The sequence below is a fragment of the Mycobacterium sp. NGS22 genome (genome assembly GCF_059813095.1).
In genome coordinates this window covers 23,568-41,833 of record NZ_JCALDY010000002.1, presented here as the reverse complement: position 1 = coordinate 41,833, position 18,266 = coordinate 23,568, and the positions used below count along the sequence as shown (strand labels likewise).

The 18,266-nt window shown below is 67.2% G+C and carries 21 protein-coding genes; 10 read left to right on the top strand and 11 right to left on the bottom strand.

The window, feature by feature from the left end:
* The first annotated feature begins 75 nt into the window (after positions 1 to 75).
* Both eccD and mycP read left to right on the top strand, forming a co-directional pair.
* Positions 76 to 1,383, top strand: coding sequence for a type VII secretion integral membrane protein EccD (eccD, locus tag AC5Y47_RS02000; protein ID WP_499941496.1), 1,308 nt, complete (start codon positions 76 to 78; stop codon positions 1,381 to 1,383).
* Positions 1,380 to 2,699 carry a type VII secretion-associated serine protease mycosin gene (mycP, locus tag AC5Y47_RS01995; RefSeq protein ID WP_499941494.1) on the top strand — a complete coding sequence of 440 codons (1,320 nt, stop codon included), beginning with the start codon at positions 1,380 to 1,382 and terminating at the stop codon, positions 2,697 to 2,699. Before eccD ends, mycP begins: the two co-directional genes overlap by 4 nt.
* Here the strand turns inward: mycP and eccB are convergent.
* Entirely contained in the window at positions 2,661 to 4,055 is a 1,395-nt protein-coding gene (gene eccB / locus AC5Y47_RS01990) for a type VII secretion protein EccB (protein ID WP_499941492.1), read from the bottom strand. The genes mycP and eccB overlap by 39 nt on opposite strands.
* A 135-nt stretch (positions 4,056 to 4,190) precedes the next feature.
* Between eccB and AC5Y47_RS01985 the strand changes: the two genes are divergently transcribed.
* The gene (locus AC5Y47_RS01985) at positions 4,191 to 4,985 is read left to right on the top strand and encodes a cutinase family protein (protein WP_499941873.1); all 795 of its coding nucleotides are present in this window, start codon (positions 4,191 to 4,193) and stop codon (positions 4,983 to 4,985) included.
* Between the two features lie 8 nt (positions 4,986 to 4,993).
* On the opposite strand, the gene AC5Y47_RS01980 is transcribed toward AC5Y47_RS01985, so the two are convergent.
* Together AC5Y47_RS01980 and AC5Y47_RS01975 are read right to left on the bottom strand one after the other, a co-directional pair.
* Positions 4,994 to 5,296 carry a hypothetical protein gene (locus tag AC5Y47_RS01980; protein ID WP_499941490.1) on the bottom strand — a complete coding sequence of 101 codons (303 nt, stop codon included), beginning with the start codon at positions 5,294 to 5,296 and terminating at the stop codon, positions 4,994 to 4,996.
* Between the two features lie 65 nt (positions 5,297 to 5,361).
* Complete coding sequence (locus AC5Y47_RS01975) at positions 5,362 to 5,730, bottom strand: hypothetical protein (protein WP_499941489.1); 369 nt, start codon at positions 5,728 to 5,730, stop codon at positions 5,362 to 5,364.
* A gap of 866 nt (positions 5,731 to 6,596) precedes the next feature.
* Between AC5Y47_RS01975 and AC5Y47_RS01970 the strand changes: the two genes are divergently transcribed.
* Positions 6,597 to 7,190, top strand: a complete 594-nt coding sequence (locus tag AC5Y47_RS01970; RefSeq protein ID WP_499941488.1) for a cutinase family protein — start codon at positions 6,597 to 6,599, stop codon at positions 7,188 to 7,190.
* Here the strand turns inward: AC5Y47_RS01970 and truA are convergent.
* The 8 genes from truA to infA all read right to left on the bottom strand — a co-directional run bounded on the left by truA (position 7,187) and on the right by infA (position 11,781).
* A complete protein-coding gene (truA, locus tag AC5Y47_RS01965; protein ID WP_499941871.1) occupies positions 7,187 to 8,056 on the bottom strand; it encodes a tRNA pseudouridine(38-40) synthase TruA in 870 nt (289 codons plus the stop codon). The two genes, AC5Y47_RS01970 and truA, sit on opposite strands and share 4 nt — an antisense overlap.
* The gene (gene rplQ / locus AC5Y47_RS01960; protein ID WP_499941486.1) at positions 8,034 to 8,636 is read right to left on the bottom strand and encodes a 50S ribosomal protein L17; all 603 of its coding nucleotides are present in this window, start codon (positions 8,634 to 8,636) and stop codon (positions 8,034 to 8,036) included. Before rplQ ends, truA begins: the two co-directional genes overlap by 23 nt.
* 78 nt (positions 8,637 to 8,714) lie before the next feature.
* Entirely contained in the window at positions 8,715 to 9,758 is a 1,044-nt protein-coding gene (locus AC5Y47_RS01955) for a DNA-directed RNA polymerase subunit alpha (RefSeq protein ID WP_065143522.1), read from the bottom strand.
* Positions 9,759 to 9,837: 79 nt separating this feature from the next.
* On the bottom strand, positions 9,838 to 10,443 hold the full coding sequence (gene rpsD, locus AC5Y47_RS01950) for a 30S ribosomal protein S4 (RefSeq protein ID WP_065143523.1): 606 nt from the start codon (positions 10,441 to 10,443) through the stop codon (positions 9,838 to 9,840).
* 18 nt (positions 10,444 to 10,461) lie between these two features.
* On the bottom strand, positions 10,462 to 10,878 hold the full coding sequence (rpsK, locus tag AC5Y47_RS01945) for a 30S ribosomal protein S11 (protein WP_499941484.1): 417 nt from the start codon (positions 10,876 to 10,878) through the stop codon (positions 10,462 to 10,464).
* Between the two features lie 6 nt (positions 10,879 to 10,884).
* Positions 10,885 to 11,259: a 30S ribosomal protein S13 gene (gene rpsM / locus AC5Y47_RS01940; RefSeq protein ID WP_499941483.1), complete on the bottom strand. Its 375-nt coding sequence runs from the start codon at positions 11,257 to 11,259 to the stop codon at positions 10,885 to 10,887.
* Positions 11,260 to 11,408: 149 nt separating this feature from the next.
* Positions 11,409 to 11,522 (bottom strand): 50S ribosomal protein L36, encoded by a 114-nt coding sequence (rpmJ, locus tag AC5Y47_RS01935; RefSeq protein ID WP_003879483.1) that lies wholly within the window; start codon positions 11,520 to 11,522, stop codon positions 11,409 to 11,411.
* A 37-nt stretch (positions 11,523 to 11,559) separates the two neighbouring features.
* Complete coding sequence (gene infA / locus AC5Y47_RS01930; protein ID WP_003418601.1) at positions 11,560 to 11,781, bottom strand: translation initiation factor IF-1; 222 nt, start codon at positions 11,779 to 11,781, stop codon at positions 11,560 to 11,562.
* 253 nt (positions 11,782 to 12,034) lie between these two features.
* Here infA and AC5Y47_RS01925 point away from each other — a divergent pair, with 253 nt between their 5' ends.
* From AC5Y47_RS01925 to AC5Y47_RS01900, 6 genes are all read left to right on the top strand, one after another.
* Positions 12,035 to 12,886, top strand: a complete 852-nt coding sequence (locus AC5Y47_RS01925) for an LLM class F420-dependent oxidoreductase (protein ID WP_499941481.1) — start codon at positions 12,035 to 12,037, stop codon at positions 12,884 to 12,886.
* Positions 12,887 to 12,894: 8 nt separating this feature from the next.
* Entirely contained in the window at positions 12,895 to 13,755 is an 861-nt protein-coding gene (locus tag AC5Y47_RS01920; RefSeq protein ID WP_499941480.1) for an LLM class F420-dependent oxidoreductase, read from the top strand.
* Positions 13,756 to 13,765: 10 nt separating this feature from the next.
* Positions 13,766 to 14,761 (top strand): dTDP-glucose 4,6-dehydratase, encoded by a 996-nt coding sequence (gene rfbB, locus AC5Y47_RS01915; RefSeq protein WP_499941478.1) that lies wholly within the window; start codon positions 13,766 to 13,768, stop codon positions 14,759 to 14,761.
* Between the two features lies 1 nt (position 14,762).
* Positions 14,763 to 15,374, top strand: coding sequence for a dTDP-4-dehydrorhamnose 3,5-epimerase (gene rfbC / locus AC5Y47_RS01910; protein ID WP_499941477.1), 612 nt, complete (start codon positions 14,763 to 14,765; stop codon positions 15,372 to 15,374).
* Positions 15,375 to 15,574: 200 nt separating this feature from the next.
* The gene (locus AC5Y47_RS01905) at positions 15,575 to 17,095 is read left to right on the top strand and encodes a CoA-acylating methylmalonate-semialdehyde dehydrogenase (RefSeq protein ID WP_499941475.1); all 1,521 of its coding nucleotides are present in this window, start codon (positions 15,575 to 15,577) and stop codon (positions 17,093 to 17,095) included.
* A gap of 5 nt (positions 17,096 to 17,100) precedes the next feature.
* Positions 17,101 to 18,264 (top strand): acyl-CoA dehydrogenase family protein, encoded by a 1,164-nt coding sequence (locus AC5Y47_RS01900; protein WP_499941473.1) that lies wholly within the window; start codon positions 17,101 to 17,103, stop codon positions 18,262 to 18,264.
* The last annotated feature ends 2 nt before the right edge of the window (positions 18,265 to 18,266 follow it).

Genomic DNA, 18,266 nt, shown 5'->3' with positions numbered 1-18,266 from the left:
GGCACCGGAAGTCCCGGCAACTCAGTTGTGGATGGCCGAAGACCGGGTGCACGGAATGCGACTAACGTGCCGACGATGGCTGTCTCGATGTGCCGTGTCACCGTTCATTCCGCGGGTGTCAGTACCGATCTGACGTTGCCTGCCGCCGTGCCGGTGGGAGAACTCATCCCGTCGATCGTCGACCTGGCCGGCTGCACGCGTCAGGCGCCACACCGGCTCTCCCCGGTCGGGCGCGCGGCGATCCCGAGTTCGACGACGTTGGCGCAGAACGGAATTCGGGACGGCTCCGTGCTGGTCCTGAGTAGTCATGACCCGCAGCCGCCGGTGCGCCGCTGCGACGACGACGCCGAACTGGTGGCGAGCACGCTGGACAGCGCGATCTGGTCCGGTCGAACACGCCGGATCACCGCCGCACTGGCAGCGGTGTTATTCACCGTCGTCGGCGCGATTGTGCTGGTCCGAAACGCCATTCGGTTCCCGGCGGATACGGCCGCGACTGCCGCCCTGGCCGCGGCGGCCGCCCTCGGCGCACTGACAGCGGCCGCCGTCGCGCATCGCATGTTCGGCGACCCGACTGCCGGACTCGCGCTGTCCGTCGTGGCCACCATATTCGCCACGGTTGCCGGCCTACTTGCGGTGCCGGGCACACTGGGTGCCCCGCACGTGCTGCTGGCGGCGATGACGGCAGCCGTCGCGGCGGTGCTGGCAGCGCGCGTAACTGACTGCGGTTCAACCACATTGACCGCCGCTACCTGCGTCGCGGTCATCGCCGCGCTGGCCGCTCTGACCGCTGTGGTCACCGGGGCACCGGCGCGCACCGTTGGATCGCTGGCCACGCCGGTCTGCCTCGGACTCATCGAGGTCGCGCCGCGGTTGTCGATCTGGTTGGGTGGCCTGTCCCCCACGCGGGTACGAAGCGCAGACGAGGTGGCCGCCGGGACGCGCCGGGCGGACGCGTGGCTGACCAGCCTCCGTGCCGCCTTCGCCGTGGCCGCTGCCGTCGGCGCCCTCGTCGCCGTGCTCACCACCGCCCGCGCCGTCGCGCTGGCCGTTGTCACCGGCGTCGTCCTGCTGCTGCACGCGCGGGCGGACAGGAGAAGAGCGCTCGTCTTCGCCGCAACCGGGATCGCCACCGTCGCAACCACATTCGCTCTCGCCGGTACCGCCGCCGCGGCGCACAACCGGTGGATTGCGGCCCTGACAGTGGCGTTGGTGGCCGCAGCGATCTACCTCGGTTTTGTCGCACCCGAGATATCCCTGTCACCCGTCGCGCGTCGCGGGATCGACGCGCTAAGTTGTGTGGCGCTGACCGCTGTGGTGCCGCTGGCCTGCTGGACCTGCGGTGCCTTCAGCGCCGTCCGCGGCGCGAACCTGCAGATGTGACTCCCTTGCGCGGGGTGCGTCTGTTGGTCGCGGCCGCCCTGGCCGGTCAGTGTGCGACGGCGCCGGCCCACGCGGTGTCACCGCCGCCGGTCGACGAAAAGTGGCTTCCCGCCGCCGCGGTGCCGGCTCCTCCGCAGCGCACCGTCCAGCGGGAGGTGTGCGCGGTGGCCGTGGCACGCGCCCCCGGGCCCACGCAGCTGTCCGGCCTCGACCTCCCGCAACTCTGGCAACTCACCCGCGGCGCCGGGCAGCGGGTCGCGGTGATCGACACCGGGGTCCGGCGACACCCACGCCTGAAGGATCTGGTGGGCGGCGGCGACTACGTGGCCACCGGCGACGGCACTCGAGACTGCGACGCTCACGGCACGCTGGTAGCCGGAATCATCGCCGCTACCGCGGATCCCAAGGCGGACGATTTCAGCGGTATCGCTCCCGACGTCACGCTGATCAGCATCCGCCAATCCAGCGTCAAGTTCGGTCCGGCCGGCGACCGGTCCACTACGGGCGTGGGTGACGTCCAGACTCTGGCCAAGGCCGTCCGCACCGCCGCCGACCTCGGTGCCTCGGTCATCAACATTTCGTCGGTCGCGTGCGTCGCCGCCACCGACCAACTGGACGACCGGGCGTTAGGCGCCGCACTCGCCTACGCGGTCGACGTCAAGAACGCGGTCGTGGTCACTGCGGCCGGAAACACCGGCGGTTCGGCCCGGTGCCCACCGCAGCCGTCCGGCGTCACCCACGACACCGTGGCGGTCGTGGTCAGCCCGGCCTGGTACGACGACTACGTCTTGACGGTCGGCTCGGTCAGTTCGCAGGGGACCCCGTCGCCGTTCACCTTGGCCGGGCCGTGGGTGGATGTCGCGGCGACGGGCGAGAACGTCACCTCGCTCAGCCCGGTCACCGACGGGACTGTCGACAGCACCGGCGAAGCGCCGATTTCCGGAACCAGCTACGCAGCGCCCGTCGTCAGCGGGTTGGCCGCACTGATCCGGGCCCGGTTTCCCGCTCTGACCGCGCGTCAGGTGATGCAACGGATCGAGTCGACCGCACACCATCCCGCCGCCGGATGGGATCCGCTGGTCGGACACGGCACCATCGACGCGCAGGCCGCCCTCAGCACTGATGCCACTACCCCGGCAACCCCCGGCAACCCGGCCCGCTTGTACCTGCCGCCGGCGAATTACCGCGCACCCTCGGACAGCCGCCCGCGGCACACCGCGTTCGGCGGTGCGGCGATCTGCCTGGTGACGCTGCTGACGGCAGTGGTGACCGGCCGGCTACGGCGAACTCGCGGGAATGGTGTCGCGCGCGACTGATGCCTGCTCCCGGCTCAGTTCCGGTCCGCACGGCAACGCAGCCAGCACCGGCCACGGCGCCGGCGCGGCCGTCGACGGCAGACCCAGGGCGTGCGCTGCGGCGTCGTCGTGGATCGGGAACCGCACCCCGGTCTCGGTCACCAGATAGCGGGCGCCGGTCGGGGGCCCGCTCCCGCTGAGGCTCTGCGCCACCACGTAGACGCTGCGTCCCGGCCGGAGCGCGACGGCGTCCAGCGCCGGACCGGGACCGTCAGCTTGCGCCAGGATCGTCCCCGACGGCACGCCCTCCCCGGCCAGCAGGGCGATGTCGGCCGGACCTGGTTGTCTGGGTGCCCACGTCGCGCACACGGTCGCGGCACCGGAGACGGGGTTGGGCGGTTCGTCGGGGAAACCGGCAACCGGCAGGGTGTCCAGCAGCGGAGCCGCGCGGATCGCGTCGGGAGCCACCGCGACCACAGCCGCGGCGCCCTGCGAGTCACTGAACCGCAGCAGATCGGCGGTGAACCGGCCGACTCGCTGCACTCCGGCGTCGAGCACGACGTAATACTCGTCACTCGGCGTTCGCTGGATGCGCAGCACGCTGCCGACCGTGAACCCCGGTAGCCACGCCCCGACCGGTGCGCCCGCCGCGCGGATGTGGGGGGTCGCGATGGGCGGTGCTTCCGGAATCCCGTTGAGCAAAGACTGCGCAACGCGCCGTGGGGTCTGCCCCGTCAGCCCGAGGGCACGCAGCACGGCGGTGTCGGCGACATCCACCACCGCCCGCCGGCCGCGGTACAACAGATACGCCGGCGAACCCGAACCCGATGCCACCAGGATGGCGCGGTCGGGTTCTACCCGGCGGACGGACGGTTCCCCGCTGGACCCGACGAGCACCGTAGTCGCCTCGCCGCGCGGGCCGTCACATATCGTCCAGGTCGACTCGGCCACCGGCAGCGGCTGGGCCAGAGCCTGCGGCGCACCCGGAATACCCAGCAGCGCACCGTGTTTGGCCCGAGCGAGAGCGGACTCCGGTATCGGCGTCGGGTTGTCATCCCGCGCCGCGATCAACCGCGCGGAGGCCAGGTTCAGCACCGGATGCCAGGTTTCCCCGACCCGCACATACAGCGCTCCGGACGCCTTGCCCATCACGATCTGGAAGTCCGCAAGCCCGGGTTGCGGCCGCAGCAAAGCCAAGAAGGCACAACCGAGCACCGCGACCAGGGTCAGCGCACATCCACCGGCCAACGACGCCGCGGGGGCGCGCAGCGACCCGCCAACCGACCGCAGGTCCCCGCCCAGCAATGCGCATTCCAGACGCCGCAGCAGGAAGCGGTAGCCGCTGGCATGCAGCCAGGTCGGCGTCTGAAGCGGCACGGAATCTCCCGAGAAGTGGGTCAGATCGGCTTCAACGGTAAGCCGCCCGCCGGTCCGCCCGCCGCGTTCATCCACAGCCGCGGAGGTTTTGCTGCGTGGCGCGCCGGGTAAAATTTCGGCGTGTTTCAGCAATTCATGCGCCTGACCGGCCGGGCCGGGATCGGCTCACTGGCTGTGCTGGCCGCGACGGTCCTCAGCCCGGGTGCGGCGGTGCCGCTGGCATCGGCGACGGAGTGCCCGGACGCCGAGGTGATCTTCGCCCGGGGGACCAACGAGCCGGTAGGCATGGGCAGAGTCGGCGACGCCTTCGTGGAGTCGCTGCGTCAGCAGACCAGCGGGTTGACCATCCGGACCTACGGCGTGAACTACGCCGCCAGCAAGCTGCAGCTGCACGGCGGCGACGGTGCCAACGACGTGATTTCGCGCGTCAAGTCGACGGTGTCGTCGTGCCCCAGCACCAAGATCGTGCTGGGTGGTTACTCGCAGGGCGCATCGGTGATGGACATCGTCGCCGGCGTGCCGATCGGCGGCATCAGCTGGGGCAGTTCGCTGCCGCCGGAATACGCCGGCAACATCGCGGCCGTCGTCACATTTGGCGACATCGCCGACCGCGCCGGCGGGGACCTGCCGACCAAGAGCCCGCTGCTGGGCGCCAAGGCAGTCGATTACTGCAACCCGATGGACCCGATCTGCCATGCCGGTGCCGGCAACGAGTGGACTGGCCACACCGAGGGCTACGTCCCGACCTACACGACGCTGGGCGCGACCTTCGCGGCCGGCAAATTGATGGCGGGAATGACGCCGCACCTGCCGGGACAGCTGCCCGGCGGCACTCCGCTGCTGCCCGCGTCGCCGGCACCGTTGGTACCCGGGACACCCAGCACGACGCCGCTACCCGCGTCCAACCTGCCTGTCGTGCAGGTCCGTTGAGTAGCGGATCAGGGTTTGCGTAGCTCGATGCGGTTGCCGTTGCCCTCGCAGTAGCTGAGGATGCCCGTCTCGCTGAAGGCTCCGGCGGGGTTTCCGACACACTCGTATCCATCGACCAGCACCGCATTGCGTGCGATCGGCGTGCCGGCGCCGGCGAAGTTGTGATCGAATACGCTGCGCGCCTCCTGGCAGGTAGCACTGCCGGACTGAACAACGAGCGCGAAGTCCCCCTGGGTGGTGGTGTAGAAACCGCAGGAACCCGGAGCCGCATTAGCCGACGGGATTTGAACAGCGGCAGACAGCACAACCACTGATGCGGCTAGTCGCCTGAGACTATCGATCATGATGCCGTCGCCTGGCCGTCCACGTGCGCAACTCAACAGCCCTCCAAAGCCTCGGGCCGGCCAACGGCCGGAGAACCGGATCGACCACTGTCAGCGATCGGAAAGCTCAGCAGGCGATGGTTCGTGGTGTAGTCCTTCGGACCCTCGAACACGTTGATCGCGAGCATTCCCTGTCCGCCGACATTACCCTCGTCGATGGTGTACTGCGCACCGGAGTACGCCGCCCGGATGTCAGCGGCACTTGATCCGTCACCGACACCTCGGTCGGTCATCACACCTGGGGGCGTCTCAATGCCCGTCACCCGACCGCTGCTGTCCGCAACCCATACCTTGAGCACGTTGACCGCGTTCTCGCCCAACACGGTGCAGTGGTAGAAGTGGTTGACCGGGGCAGGTCCCATTGCAGCTGCTGCCTCGGCCTGCGTCATCCCGATGCGCAGTTGACCGTAACCTTCGAATGTCGCGACGGGTGCAGATGGCGCGACCGACGTCGTGGAATGGTTTGCTTCGTGGCCGGCTGGCCTACTCGGGTCAGTTTGCGACCTCGGCGTTGAGTCGGTGCCACACGCGGCGACGGTCAGCATCACAGCGACCAGCGCAAGCACCGTGCGCGACTGCACGCCGTCGACCTCATACCCGGTTCGAGATTGCACCGCTTCGCCATCCAGCACGCGCCAAAACCTCAGTTCCCCATCCTGAATCCATTGCTGCCGAGGTCGCACGTCGCATACGAGTCGGCGTGCACGCGGCCGGGCAGCACCGGAACCAGACAATGCCACCCTTCAACGGATGCTTCCGCGCTGGACCCATCGCCCCTCGGTATCGACGGGCCGAAGTCGTGGAAATAACGGTTCGCGATGCGTAGCGCAGTCGCACAGTCGACATCCCCACTCATGACAACCACCGGCTGGGTACGGCCGGGAACATCGAGAACCGTTCCGCAGGTGGTACCCGGCGGTGCAGCGACGGCAGCAGCGGGGAAGGCGATAGCTGCGCATCCGAGCCCAACGACACCCGCGCACACAGCAGACAGCGACACGAGCCGGGCTCGGCGCCAGATGTGCGCGGAAAGCTTCGATGATGTGCGTGTCATATCGACTGATGCCTCCCGCTCAAACGGCTCGCGAATTCATCGGATCCTCGCATATGAGCCGATCCAAGAAACGATTGAGCCCTACGGCCACGCCATAACGACATCACCACCGGCAACGAACACGAGAATGTGCGGCCGCTGACCCCAGTCGAAATCAGTCCGTAGCATCGGACCATGAGGCTTGTGTCCGTCGGCCGATTGGCCGTTTTGCTGGCTACCGTGTTGCTCGCGTCCGGGTCGGTGATCGCCGCGTCACCGGCAGTCGCGGCGGAGTGCCCGGATGCCGAGGTCGTATTCGCCCGGGGCCGCGAGGAGCCACCCGGGGTCGGTCAGATCGGCGACGCGCTCGTCAGTGCGCTGCGCTCGAAGACGAGTAAGTCGATCGGGGTCTACGGGGTCAACTATCCCGCCAACATCAGCGTCGACAGCGGCGCCAAAGACATGGCCGGCCACGTCGGGTCCATGGCGAAGAGTTGCCCGAACACCCGCGAGGTGCTCGGCGGCTATTCGCTGGGTGCCGAGGTGGCCGACCTCGCGGCCTGCTGCCGGCTGGCTCCCGGCATGGACCAACACGTGGCGGCCATCGCGTTGTTCGGCAACGGCACCCGCGGAATCGCACCCGCCTACGCCCGCAGGACGATCGACCAGTGCGCACCGGGTGATCCGATCTGTGGCAGAGGCACGAACTGGCCGTCGCACCTGCAGCCGTCGTATCTCGGATCGGGACTGATCGAGCAGGCCGCCGACTTCGTCGCGGGCAAACTCTAGCTGCGATCCCGCGTTCGCATATCCCGGGTGATCAGCGTCCGCGCCGCGAGTTCGTCGTCGGGCGGATAGTCCACCCGGACCAGCGTCAACCCCTGTGGCGGCGCGGCCGCGAAATCACTGGATCGGCTTGTCGCGTGCAGCAATTCAGCGCACCATTGCGCACTGCGACGACGTTCGCCCACTGCCAGCAGTGCACCCACCAGAGACCGGACCATCGACCAGCAGAAAGCGTCGGCGCTGACGCGCGCCGTCACCAGATCCCCCTCCCGCGACCAGTCCAGCTGCTGCAGTTCCCGGATGGTCGTGGCGCCCTCGCGGTGTCGGCAGAACGCGGCGAAGTCGTGCAACCCCAACAGTTCTCGTGACGCCGCCGTCATCGCCTCGACGTCCAGCACGCGCGGCCACGCAGTGACGAAACGAGCCTGCTGCGGCACCACGCCGTAGGGGGCCGTCGAGAGCCGGTAGACATAGTGGCGCCGCAGAGCCGAAAACCGGGCGTCGAAACCCGTTGGCGCGCGGGTGATATCGAGCACCCGGACGTCGGCGGGCAGGAACCTGCCCAGCCGCCGCACCAATGGCAGGAACTCCGGCCCCTCGACCCCGGCCGAGCGCGAATAGGCGTTCACCACCGCCTCGACCGGCACATCCACATGCGCAACCTGCCCGGTCGCGTGCACTCCGGTGTCGGTGCGCCCGGCAGCGCGCAGCCGCACCGGCGTGCGAAACACGGTCGTCAGCGCCTCGTCGAGAACACCGGCTACCGTGCGCTGACCAACCTGTGCCGCCCAGCCCGCGAAATCGGTTCCGTCGTAGGCGATGTCGAGCCGCAGACGGACGTCCCCACTAATTCTCGGGGGCCTCGTCAGGTGCGTCGTCGCTGGCGGCCTCTGCGGACTCGTCGAGCCCGCCCTGCGGCGCTACGGCCGCGGTCTCAGGCGCATCTTCGGTGTCGGCTCCGTCGTCAGCCGCGGAGTCGTCGACCGCATCCGGTTCGACGGATGCCTGCGGTGCGGCCGCGGCGGCCTCAGGCTTCTCCGATTTCTTGGACGCCTTCACCCGGCGCGCCCGGTCGGCCTCCGACGTCACCGTCTTCTCCCGCACCAGCTCGATCACCGCCATCGGGGCGTTGTCACCCTTGCGCGGCTCGACCTTGATGATGCGGGTGTAGCCGCCGTCGCGGTCGGCGAAGAACGGCCCGATCTCGGCGAACAAGGTGTGCACCACATCCTTGTCGCGGATCTTCTTGAGCACCTCACGCCGGTTGTGCAGCGTGCCCTTCTTGGCGTGGGTGACCAGCTTCTCCGCGTAGGGTCGCAATGCCCGCGCCTTGGCCTCGGTGGTCTTGATCCGGCCGTGCTCGAACAACGACGTGGCCAGGTTGGCCAGGATCGCCTTCTGGTGCGAAGACGACCCGCCGAGACGAGGTCCCTTGGTGGGCTTGGGCATTGCGACTATCTCCTATTCGGGGCCGGTCCCCGTATCAGGTAGGACCGGGACGGAATTCTGTTGAAGCTGTTACAGCTGTTAGAGCTGTTCGGTTTCGGCGTAGTCCTGGTCGTCGTAGGCGCCCTCGGTGGACCAGGTGCCGGTGGCGACGTCGTAGCCGGCGACCTCGGACGGGTCGAAGCTGGGCGGGCTGTCCTTGAGCGACAGACCCAGCTGGTGCAGCTTGACCTTCACCTCGTCGATGGACTTCTGACCGAAGTTGCGGATGTCGAGCAGGTCGGACTCGGTGCGCGAGACCAACTCGCCGACGGTGTGCACGCCCTCACGCTTGAGGCAGTTGTAGGAGCGCACGGTCAGGTCCAAGTCGTCGATCGGCAGCGCGAACGACGCGATGTGGTCGGCCTCGGCCGGCGACGGCCCGATCTCGATGCCCTCGGCTTCGACGTTGAGTTCGCGTGCCAGACCGAACAATTCGACCAGCGTCTTACCGGCGGAGGCCAGCGCGTCGCGCGGGGTGATCGAGCTCTTGGTCTCCACGTCCAGGATCAGCTTGTCGAAGTCGGTGCGCTGCTCGACCCGGGTGGCGTCCACCTTGTAGGTGACCTTGAGCACCGGCGAGTAGATGGAATCGACTGGGATACGGCCGATCTCGGCACCGGAAGCCCGGTTCTGCACGGCCGGGACGTAGCCGCGCCCCCGCTCGACGACGAGCTCGACCTCGAGCTTGCCCTTGTCGTTCAGGGTGGCGATGTGCATGGACGGGTTGTGCACGGTGACCCCGGCCGGCGGCACGATGTCGCCCGCGGTGACCTCACCGGGACCCTGCTTGCGCAGGTACATGGTGACCGGCTCGTCCTCCTCGGAGGACACGACCAGGCTCTTGAGGTTCAGGATGATGTCGGTGACGTCTTCCTTGACCCCGGGCACGGTGGTGAACTCGTGCAGGACGCCGTCGATGCGGATACTGGTCACCGCCGCGCCGGGAATCGACGACAGCAGCGTGCGACGCAGCGAATTGCCAAGGGTGTAACCGAATCCCGGCTCCAGCGGTTCGATGACGAACTGGGACCGGTTGTCGGTGAGGATGTCCTCGGACAGGGTGGGGCGCTGAGAAATCAGCATGGTGTTTCTTCTTCTCCTTCTCGGCACCCGCTATTTGATGCCGCTCAGGTTGTCTGCACCGGTTGATGCAGAACGTCTATTACTTCGAGTAGAACTCGACGATCAGCTGCTCGGCGAGCGGGACGTCAATCTGCGCGCGCTCAGGCAACTGGTGAACCAGGATGCGCTGCCGCTCACCCACCACCTGCAGCCAGCTCGGGATCGGACGGTCGCCCGCGGTCTCCCGAGCGATCTGGAACGGCACGGTGTTCACCGACTGGTCCCGTACGTCGATGATGTCGTACTGCGACACCCGGTAGCTGGGGACGTCGACGCGAACGCCGTTGACGGTGAAGTGCCCGTGGGTGACCAACTGACGGGCCATCCGGCGGGTCCGGGCCAGTCCAGCCCGGTACACGACGTTGTCGAGCCGGCTCTCCAGGATGCGCAGCAATTCCTCACCGGTCTTGCCCGAGTGGCGCACAGCCTCTTCGTAGTAGCGACGGAACTGCTTTTCCATCACGCCGTAGGTGAAACGCGCCTTCTGCTTCTCCTGCAGCTGCAGGCGGTACTCACTTTCCTTGACCCGGGCGCGGCCGTGCTGGCCGGGCGGGTAAGGGCGCTTCTCATACGACTGGTCGCCACCGACGAGGTCGGTGCCCAGCCGGCGGGACTTGCGGGTGACGGGTCCGGTGTAACGAGCCATGGGTATGTCCTCCTAGACCTAGACGCGCCGACGCTTCGGCGGGCGGACACCGTTGTGCGGCTGCGGCGTGACGTCGGAGATCGCGCCGACCTCGAGGCCGGCGGCCTGCAACGAGCGGATCGCGGTCTCGCGGCCCGAGCCCGGGCCCTTGACGAACACGTCGACCTTGCGCACCCCGTGCTCCTGGGCCTTGCGCGCGGCGTTCTCCGCGGCCAACTGCGCGGCGAACGGCGTCGACTTGCGGGAGCCCTTGAAGCCGACGTGCCCCGACGACGCCCAGGCGATGACGTTGCCCTGCGGGTCGGTGATGGTCACGATCGTGTTGTTGAAGGTGCTCTTGATGTGCGCGGCACCGTGCGGGACGTTCTTCTTTTCCCGACGACGGGTCTTCTGACCCTTCTTCGGGCCTGCGGCTGCCTTCTTTGCTGGTGGCATTCGGGGTTACCTGGCCTTCTTCTTGCCGGCGATGGTGCGCTTGGGTCCCTTGCGGGTGCGCGCGTTGGTCTTGGTCCGCTGGCCGCGTACCGGCAGGCCGCGGCGGTGCCGCAGACCCTGGTAGCAGCCGATCTCGATCTTGCGACGAATGTCGGCCTGCACCTCGCGGCGCAGGTCACCCTCGACCTTCAGGTTCGCTTCGATGTAGTCACGCAGCTGGGTCAGCTGATCGTCGCTCAGGTCTTTGGTGCGCAGGTCCTTGTCGATGCCGGTGGCCGCCAGAATCTCGTTCGAGCGGGTGCGGCCGACGCCGAAGATATAGGTCAGCGCGATCTCCATCCGCTTGTCGCGCGGCAGATCGACGCCTACTAGTCGAGCCATAGGTGGCGTTTCCTCTTTCTCAGCGGAGGTCTTTTCCCAGTCCGTTCCCGCTCAGTTGCGGGGCCCGGCCTCCGTCCGGGCGTGGTAGGCGGCCTATCCGCCTAGTGGTGCTGGGAGGTCTGCATTCAGTTGTTAAGCGAAAGCCCCGACTAACCCTGTCTCTGTTTGTGACGGGGATCGGAGCAGATCACCATGACCCGTCCATGCCGACGGATCACCCTGCACTTGTCACAGATCGGCTTGACGCTCGGGTTCACCTTCACGGCAGTCTCGGTCCTGTTCTTCTCTGGGTGTTAATCGCTACTTGTACCGGTACACAATGCGGCCGCGGGACAGGTCGTAGGGAGACAGCTCCACCACGACGCGGTCCTCGGGCAGGATGCGGATGTAGTGCTGCCGCATCTTGCCGCTGATGTGGGCGAGCACCTTGTGACCGTTCTCCAACTCGATGCGAAACATCGCATTCGGCAGGGGTTCGACCACGCGGCCCTCGACCTCGATGGCGCCGTCCTTCTTGGCCATTACTTTTAAGCGATCCTCTACTTTTCGTTCATGCTCCTGGCTCGGCGCAGCACGCGTCGGCGACTACAACAACGTGAGCCGGTGATGGAAATTCCGCGAAAGTCCGCGAATTTCAGGACAGGGCACGCCAAGAGCCGGCACGAACGCCGCACCGTCGGGCCACGATACCCGCTTGGCCGTCCCCGACGCAAAACGCCGCAGATCAGCGTGCGGACCCGGAATACGCAAGGTCAGGGCGCAGGTTAGAGCAACCATGACGCATTCAGCTGAGAGCAAACCCGACCTCGGTCGGTTCGGATCGTTCGGACGCGGCGTCACGCCGCAGCAAGCCAAGGAAATAGAAGCTCTCGGCTACGGCGCGGTCTGGGTGGGTGGCTCCCCGCCGGCCGAGTTGTCCTGGGTGGAACCCATCCTGGAAGCGACGACGACGTTGCAGGTGGCCACCGGCATCGTCAACATCTGGACGGCGCCCGCCCAACCCGTCGCCGCGTCGTTCCATCGCATCGACAAGGCGTACCCCGGCCGCTTCCTGCTCGGCATCGGCGTCGGTCATCCCGAGGCGCACACCGAATACCGCAAGCCCTACGAAGCTCTGGTCGAGTACCTCGACCAGCTCGACGAACACGGCGTGCCCGCCAACCGCAGGGTGGTCGCCGCGTTGGGTCCGCGAGTCCTCAAGCTGTCCGCGGACCGCAGCGCCGGCGCGCACCCCTACCTCACCACTCCCGAGCACACCGCCCGGGCGCGCGAACTGATGGGTCCGTCGGCGTTCCTGGCACCCGAGCACAAGGTGGTCCTCACTACCGACGCCGACAAGGCGCATGCCGTGGGACGCAAGGCCCTCGAGATCTATCTGAACCTCGCGAACTACCTGAACAGCTGGAAGCGACTCGGCTTCACCGACGACGACGTCGCCAAGCCGGGCAGCGACCGGTTGGTCGACGCCGTCGTCGCCTACGGATCCATCGACGCGATCGCGGCCCGCCTGCGTGAGCACCTCGACGCCGGCGCCGACCACGTCCCGGTCCAGGTCCTGACGCGAAGTGAGAACCTTGTCCCGGCGCTGGCCGAATTGGCCGGGGCTCTTGGGCTCGAACGGGTATAGGGGGCTAAATGACTGGCTCGGTTTCACTCAAACCTGACCTGGGGCGGTTCGGCGTCTGGCTGGGCACCCGCTCCCTCGACCCGGAGTTGGCCGCGCAGATCGAGTCGCTCGGCTACGGCGGCGCGTGGATCGGTGCGTCGCCGGACGCCGACTTGGCTTGGGTCGAACCCGCCCTGGAGCAGACTGAGCACCTGCAGTTGGCTACCGGGATCGTCAACGTCTGGACGGCCCCGGCCGACGACGTCGCCGCCTCGTATCAGCGCATCGAAGATGCCTATCCGGGCCGGTTCCTGCTCGGTGTCGGGGTCGGGCATCCCGAACACACCGAGCAGTACCAGAAGCCCTACGACGCGCTGGTGTCCTACCTCGACGTGCTCGACAACGCGCTGGTGCCGACCAGCCGGCGGGTGCTCGCGGCGCTGGGTCCCCGGGTGCTCCAGCTCTCGGCGCAGCGCAGCGCGGGCGCGCACCCTTATCTGACGACGCCCGAACACACCGGCAAGGCGCGACACCTGCTCGGCAACACCGTGTTTCTGGCTCCCGAACACAAGGTCGTGCTGACCACCGACGCGGAAGAGGCCCGTGCCGTCGGCCGCAAGTTCGTCGACTTCTACCTGGGTCTGAGCAACTACGTGAACAACTGGCTGCGGCTGGGTTTCACCGAGGACGACGTCCGCAAGCCCGGTAGCGACCGGCTGATCGACGCGCTGGTCGCCTACGGCACCGCCGACGCGATCGCCGCCCGCCTCAACGAGCACCTCGACGCCGGCGCCGACCACGTGGCCATCCAGGTTCTGGGTGCCTCGAAACCCGAAAAGCTGATACCGGTACTTCGTGAACTGGCGGGACCGCTGGGCCTCACCGGTTAGGGTTGGCCCCATGCGACTGCTGGTCACCGGAGGGGCGGGCTTCATCGGCGCGAACTTCGTGCACAGCACCGTGCGCGAGCATCCCGAGGACTCGGTGACCGTCATCGACTCGCTGACCTACGCCGGGCGGCGGGAGTCGCTGGCCGACGTCGAGGACGCCATCCGGTTCGTCGAAGGCGACATCTGTGACACCGAGCTGGTCTCGGCGTTGGTGGCCGAGTCGGACGCGGTGGTGCATTTCGCCGCCGAATCCCATGTGGACAACGCCCTGGACAACCCGGAACCCTTCCTGCACACCAACGTGGTCGGGACGTTCACCATCCTGGAAGCGGTGCGGCGGCACGGGGTTCGGCTGCATCACATCTCGACCGACGAGGTCTACGGGGATTTGGAACTCGGTGATCCGCAACGGTTCACCGAGTTCACGCCGTACAACCCGTCGAGTCCCTACTCGGCGACCAAGGCCGGCAGCGACATGCTGGTGCGGGCCTGGGTGCGGTCGTACGGCGTACGCGCGACCCTGTCCAACTGTTCCAACAACTACGGCCCCTACCAGCACATCGAGAAGTTCATTCCGCGCCAGATCACCAATGTGCTCACCGGTCGGCGATGCAAGCTCTACGGCGCGGGTGCCAACGTCCGCGACTGGATCCACGTCGACGACCACAACAGCGCGGTGCGCCGCATCCTGGAGAAGGGACAGCTCGGCCGGACCTATCTGATCAGTTCGGAGGGCGAGCGCGACAACTTGAGCGTGCTGCGCACGATCCTGCGGCTCATGGGCCGCGACTCGGACGACTTCGACCACGTCACCGACCGCGTCGGCCACGACCTGCGATACGCCATCGACCCGACCCTGCTCAACACCGAATTGTGCTGGGCGCCAAAGCACACCGACTTCGAGGAAGGCTTGCAGGCCACCATCGACTGGTACCGGGACAACGAATCGTGGTGGCGCCCACTCAAAGACGCCGCCGAGGCGCGCTACACAGAACGCGGCCAATGAGATGAAAGTACGCGAACTCGCAGTCCCGGGCGCCTGGGAGATCACACCGGCCATCCACGGCGACTCGCGCGGGATGTTCTTCGAGTGGCTGACCGACCGCGGCTTCACCGGGTTCGCCGGCCACCGCCTGGATGTCCGGCAGGCGAACTGCTCGGTGTCCTCGGCCGGTGTGCTGCGCGGCCTTCACTTCGCCCAGTTGCCGCCGAGCCAGGCCAAATACGTGACCTGCGTGCGGGGTGCGGTGTTCGACGTCGTCGTCGACATCCGGGTGGGCTCACCGACATTCGGCAAGTGGGATTCGGTGTTACTCGACGATCAGGACCACCGGACCGTCTACATCTCCGAAGGCCTCGCGCACGGTTTCCTTGCCCTGCAGGACAATTCAACGGTCATGTATCTGTGCTCGGCGGAGTACAACCCGGAGCGCGAACACACCATCGCCGCGACGGATCCGACGCTCGGTGTGGATTGGCCGCTGGTCGACGGCAACCCGCCAAGCCTGTCCGAGCGCGACGCGGTGGCTCCCAGTTTCGAGGAGGTCCGCGAGTCCGGTCTGCTGCCCACCTGGGAGGAGACGCAGGACTTCGTCAACGGCCTGCGCGACGCGCGGTAGGTCCGATTCCGTTCGAGTGTGCGGCCAGCGGCATGGTCGCGTTCGAGGGCATACATGCTGCCGTCAACATTCGGATGGCCAAAGGGAAACACTGGTGAACCCCACCGAGCCGGACCCGCTACCCGGGTTGCCTACCCCGATCTGTATTTACTAGGATATGCAAGTATCGCATACTTCCCACGACCGTTAACGGGACAACCATGACTACGCAAATACCGCATTTCATCGACGGCCAGCGCACCGCCGGCCAGTCCGGTCGCACCGCCGACGTTCTCAACCCGAGCACCGGCGAGGTCCAGGCCACGGTGCCGATGGCTTCCCAAGCCGACATCGACGCTGCCGTGGCTTCCGCGGCAACCGCCCAAAAGGCTTGGGCCGCTTGGAATCCGCAACGCCGCGCTCGCGTGTTGATGCGTTTCGTCGACCTGGTGAACCAGAACATCGACGAACTGGCCGAGTTGCTCTCGCTCGAGCACGGCAAGACGGTGCAAGACGCCAGGGGTGACATCCAGCGCGGCATCGAGGTCATCGAGTTCTGCATCGGCATCCCGCACCTGCTCAAGGGCGACTACACCGAGGGTGCCGGTCCCGGCATCGACGTCTATTCACTGCGGCAACCGTTGGGCGTCGTCGCCGGCATCACCCCGTTCAACTTCCCGGCCATGATCCCGCTGTGGAAGGCCGGTCCGGCCCTGGCGTGCGGAAATGCATTCGTGCTCAAGCCAAGTGAGCGCGACCCGTCGGTCCCGCTGCGACTGGCCGAGCTGTTCACCGAGGCCGGCCTGCCGCCCGGGGTGTTTCAGGTGGTGCACGGCGACAAGGAAGCCGTCGACGCCATCCTGAACCACCCCGACATCAAGGCCGTGGGTTTCGTCGGCAGTTCCGACATCGCGCAGTACATCTACAGCCAGTCGGCGGCGACCGGCAAGCGTTCGCAGTGCTTCGGCGGCGCCAAGAACCACATGATCGTGATGCCCGACGCCGACCTCGACCAGGCCGTCGACGCCCTGATCGGCGCCGGCTACGGCAGTGCCGGCGAGCGCTGCATGGCGATCAGCGTCGCTGTCCCGGTCGGCGACCAGACCGCAGACCGGTTGCGCGCCAGGCTGATCGAGCGGATCAACAACCTGCGCGTCGGGCACAGCCTGGACCCCAAGGCCGACTACGGTCCGCTGGTCACCGAGGCCGCGCTGCAGCGGGTGCGCGACTACATCGGCCAGGGTGCCGACGCCGGCGCCGAACTCGTCATCGACGGCCGCGAACGGGCCAGCGACGACCTGACTTTCGGGGATGCGAACCTCGAGGGCGGCTTCTTCATCGGACCCACACTGTTCGACCACGTCACCACCGACATGTCGATCTACACCGACGAGATCTTCGGTCCGGTGTTGTGCATCGTGCGCGCTCACGACTACGAAGAGGCGTTGCGGTTGCCCACCGAACACGAGTACGGCAACGGCGTGGCCATCTTCACCCGTGACGGGGATTCCGCCCGTGACTTCACCTCGCGGGTCGAGGTGGGCATGGTCGGTGTCAACGTGCCGATCCCGGTTCCGGTGGCCTACCACACGTTCGGCGGTTGGAAGCGGTCCGGTTTCGGCGACCTCAACCAGCACGGGCCGGCGTCGATCCAGTTCTACACCAAGGTCAAGACCGTGACCTCGCGGTGGCCGTCGGGCATCAAGGACGGCGCCGAATTCTCCATCCCCACCATGGATTAACGCCAATGTTCACTCTCGACGACGAAGAACGGGTGATCACCGAGACGGCGGCAGCCTTCGCCGACAAGCGTCTGGCCCCCTACGCCCTGGAATGGGATGCGACCAACCACTTCCCGACCGACGTGCTGCGCGAAGCCGCCGAACTCGGCATGGCAGCGATCTACTGTCGGGAGGACGTGGGCGGTAGCGGACTGCGGCGCCTCGACGGCGTGCGCATCTTCGAACAACTCGCCATGGCCGACCCGGTCACCGCCGCGTTCCTGTCGATCCACAACATGTGCTCCTGGATGATCGACCGCTACGGCACCGAAGAGCAGCGCAAGGCGTGGGTCCCGCGACTGGCGTCGATGGACGTCATCGCCAGCTATTGCCTGACCGAGCCGGGCGCCGGTTCCGACGCCAGCGCGCTGAGCACCCGTGCGGTCAAACAGGGTTCGGATTACGTGCTCGACGGCGTCAAACAGTTCATCTCCGGCGCCGGCACCTCCGACGTGTACGTCATCATGGCCCGCACCGGAAGCGAAGGGCCGCGCGGAATTTCGGCGTTCGTCGTCGAAAAGGACACGCCCGGGCTGAGTTTCGGGGCGATGGAACAGAAGATGGGCTGGCACGCCCAACCCACCGCCCAAGTGATACTCAACGGAGTACGGGTGCCGGCCGACGCCATGCTGGGCGGCGCCGAAGGCGAAGGCACCGGGTTCGGGATTGCGATGAACGGCCTCAACGGCGGCCGGCTCAACATCGCCGCATGCTCGCTGGGCGGTGCGCAGGCCGCCTTTGACAAGGCCGGCGCCTACGTCCGCGACCGGCAGGCATTCGGGGGATCCTTGCTCGACGAACCCACCATCCGGTTCGCCTTGGCCGACATGGCCACCGGACTGGAGACATCACGAATGATGTTGTGGCGGGCGGCAACTGCGCTGGACGACGACGACGCCGGCAAGGTCGAGCTGTGCGCGATGGCCAAGCGCTACGTCACCGACACCTGCTTCGACGTCGCCGACCAGGCGTTACAACTGCACGGCGGCTACGGCTACCTGCGCGAGTACGGGCTGGAGAAGATCGTGCGTGACCTGCGGGTGCACCGCATCCTGGAAGGCACCAACGAGATCATGCGGGTGGTGATCGGCCGCGCTGAGGCCACGCGTTTCAAAGCAGCGACAGCCTAGAA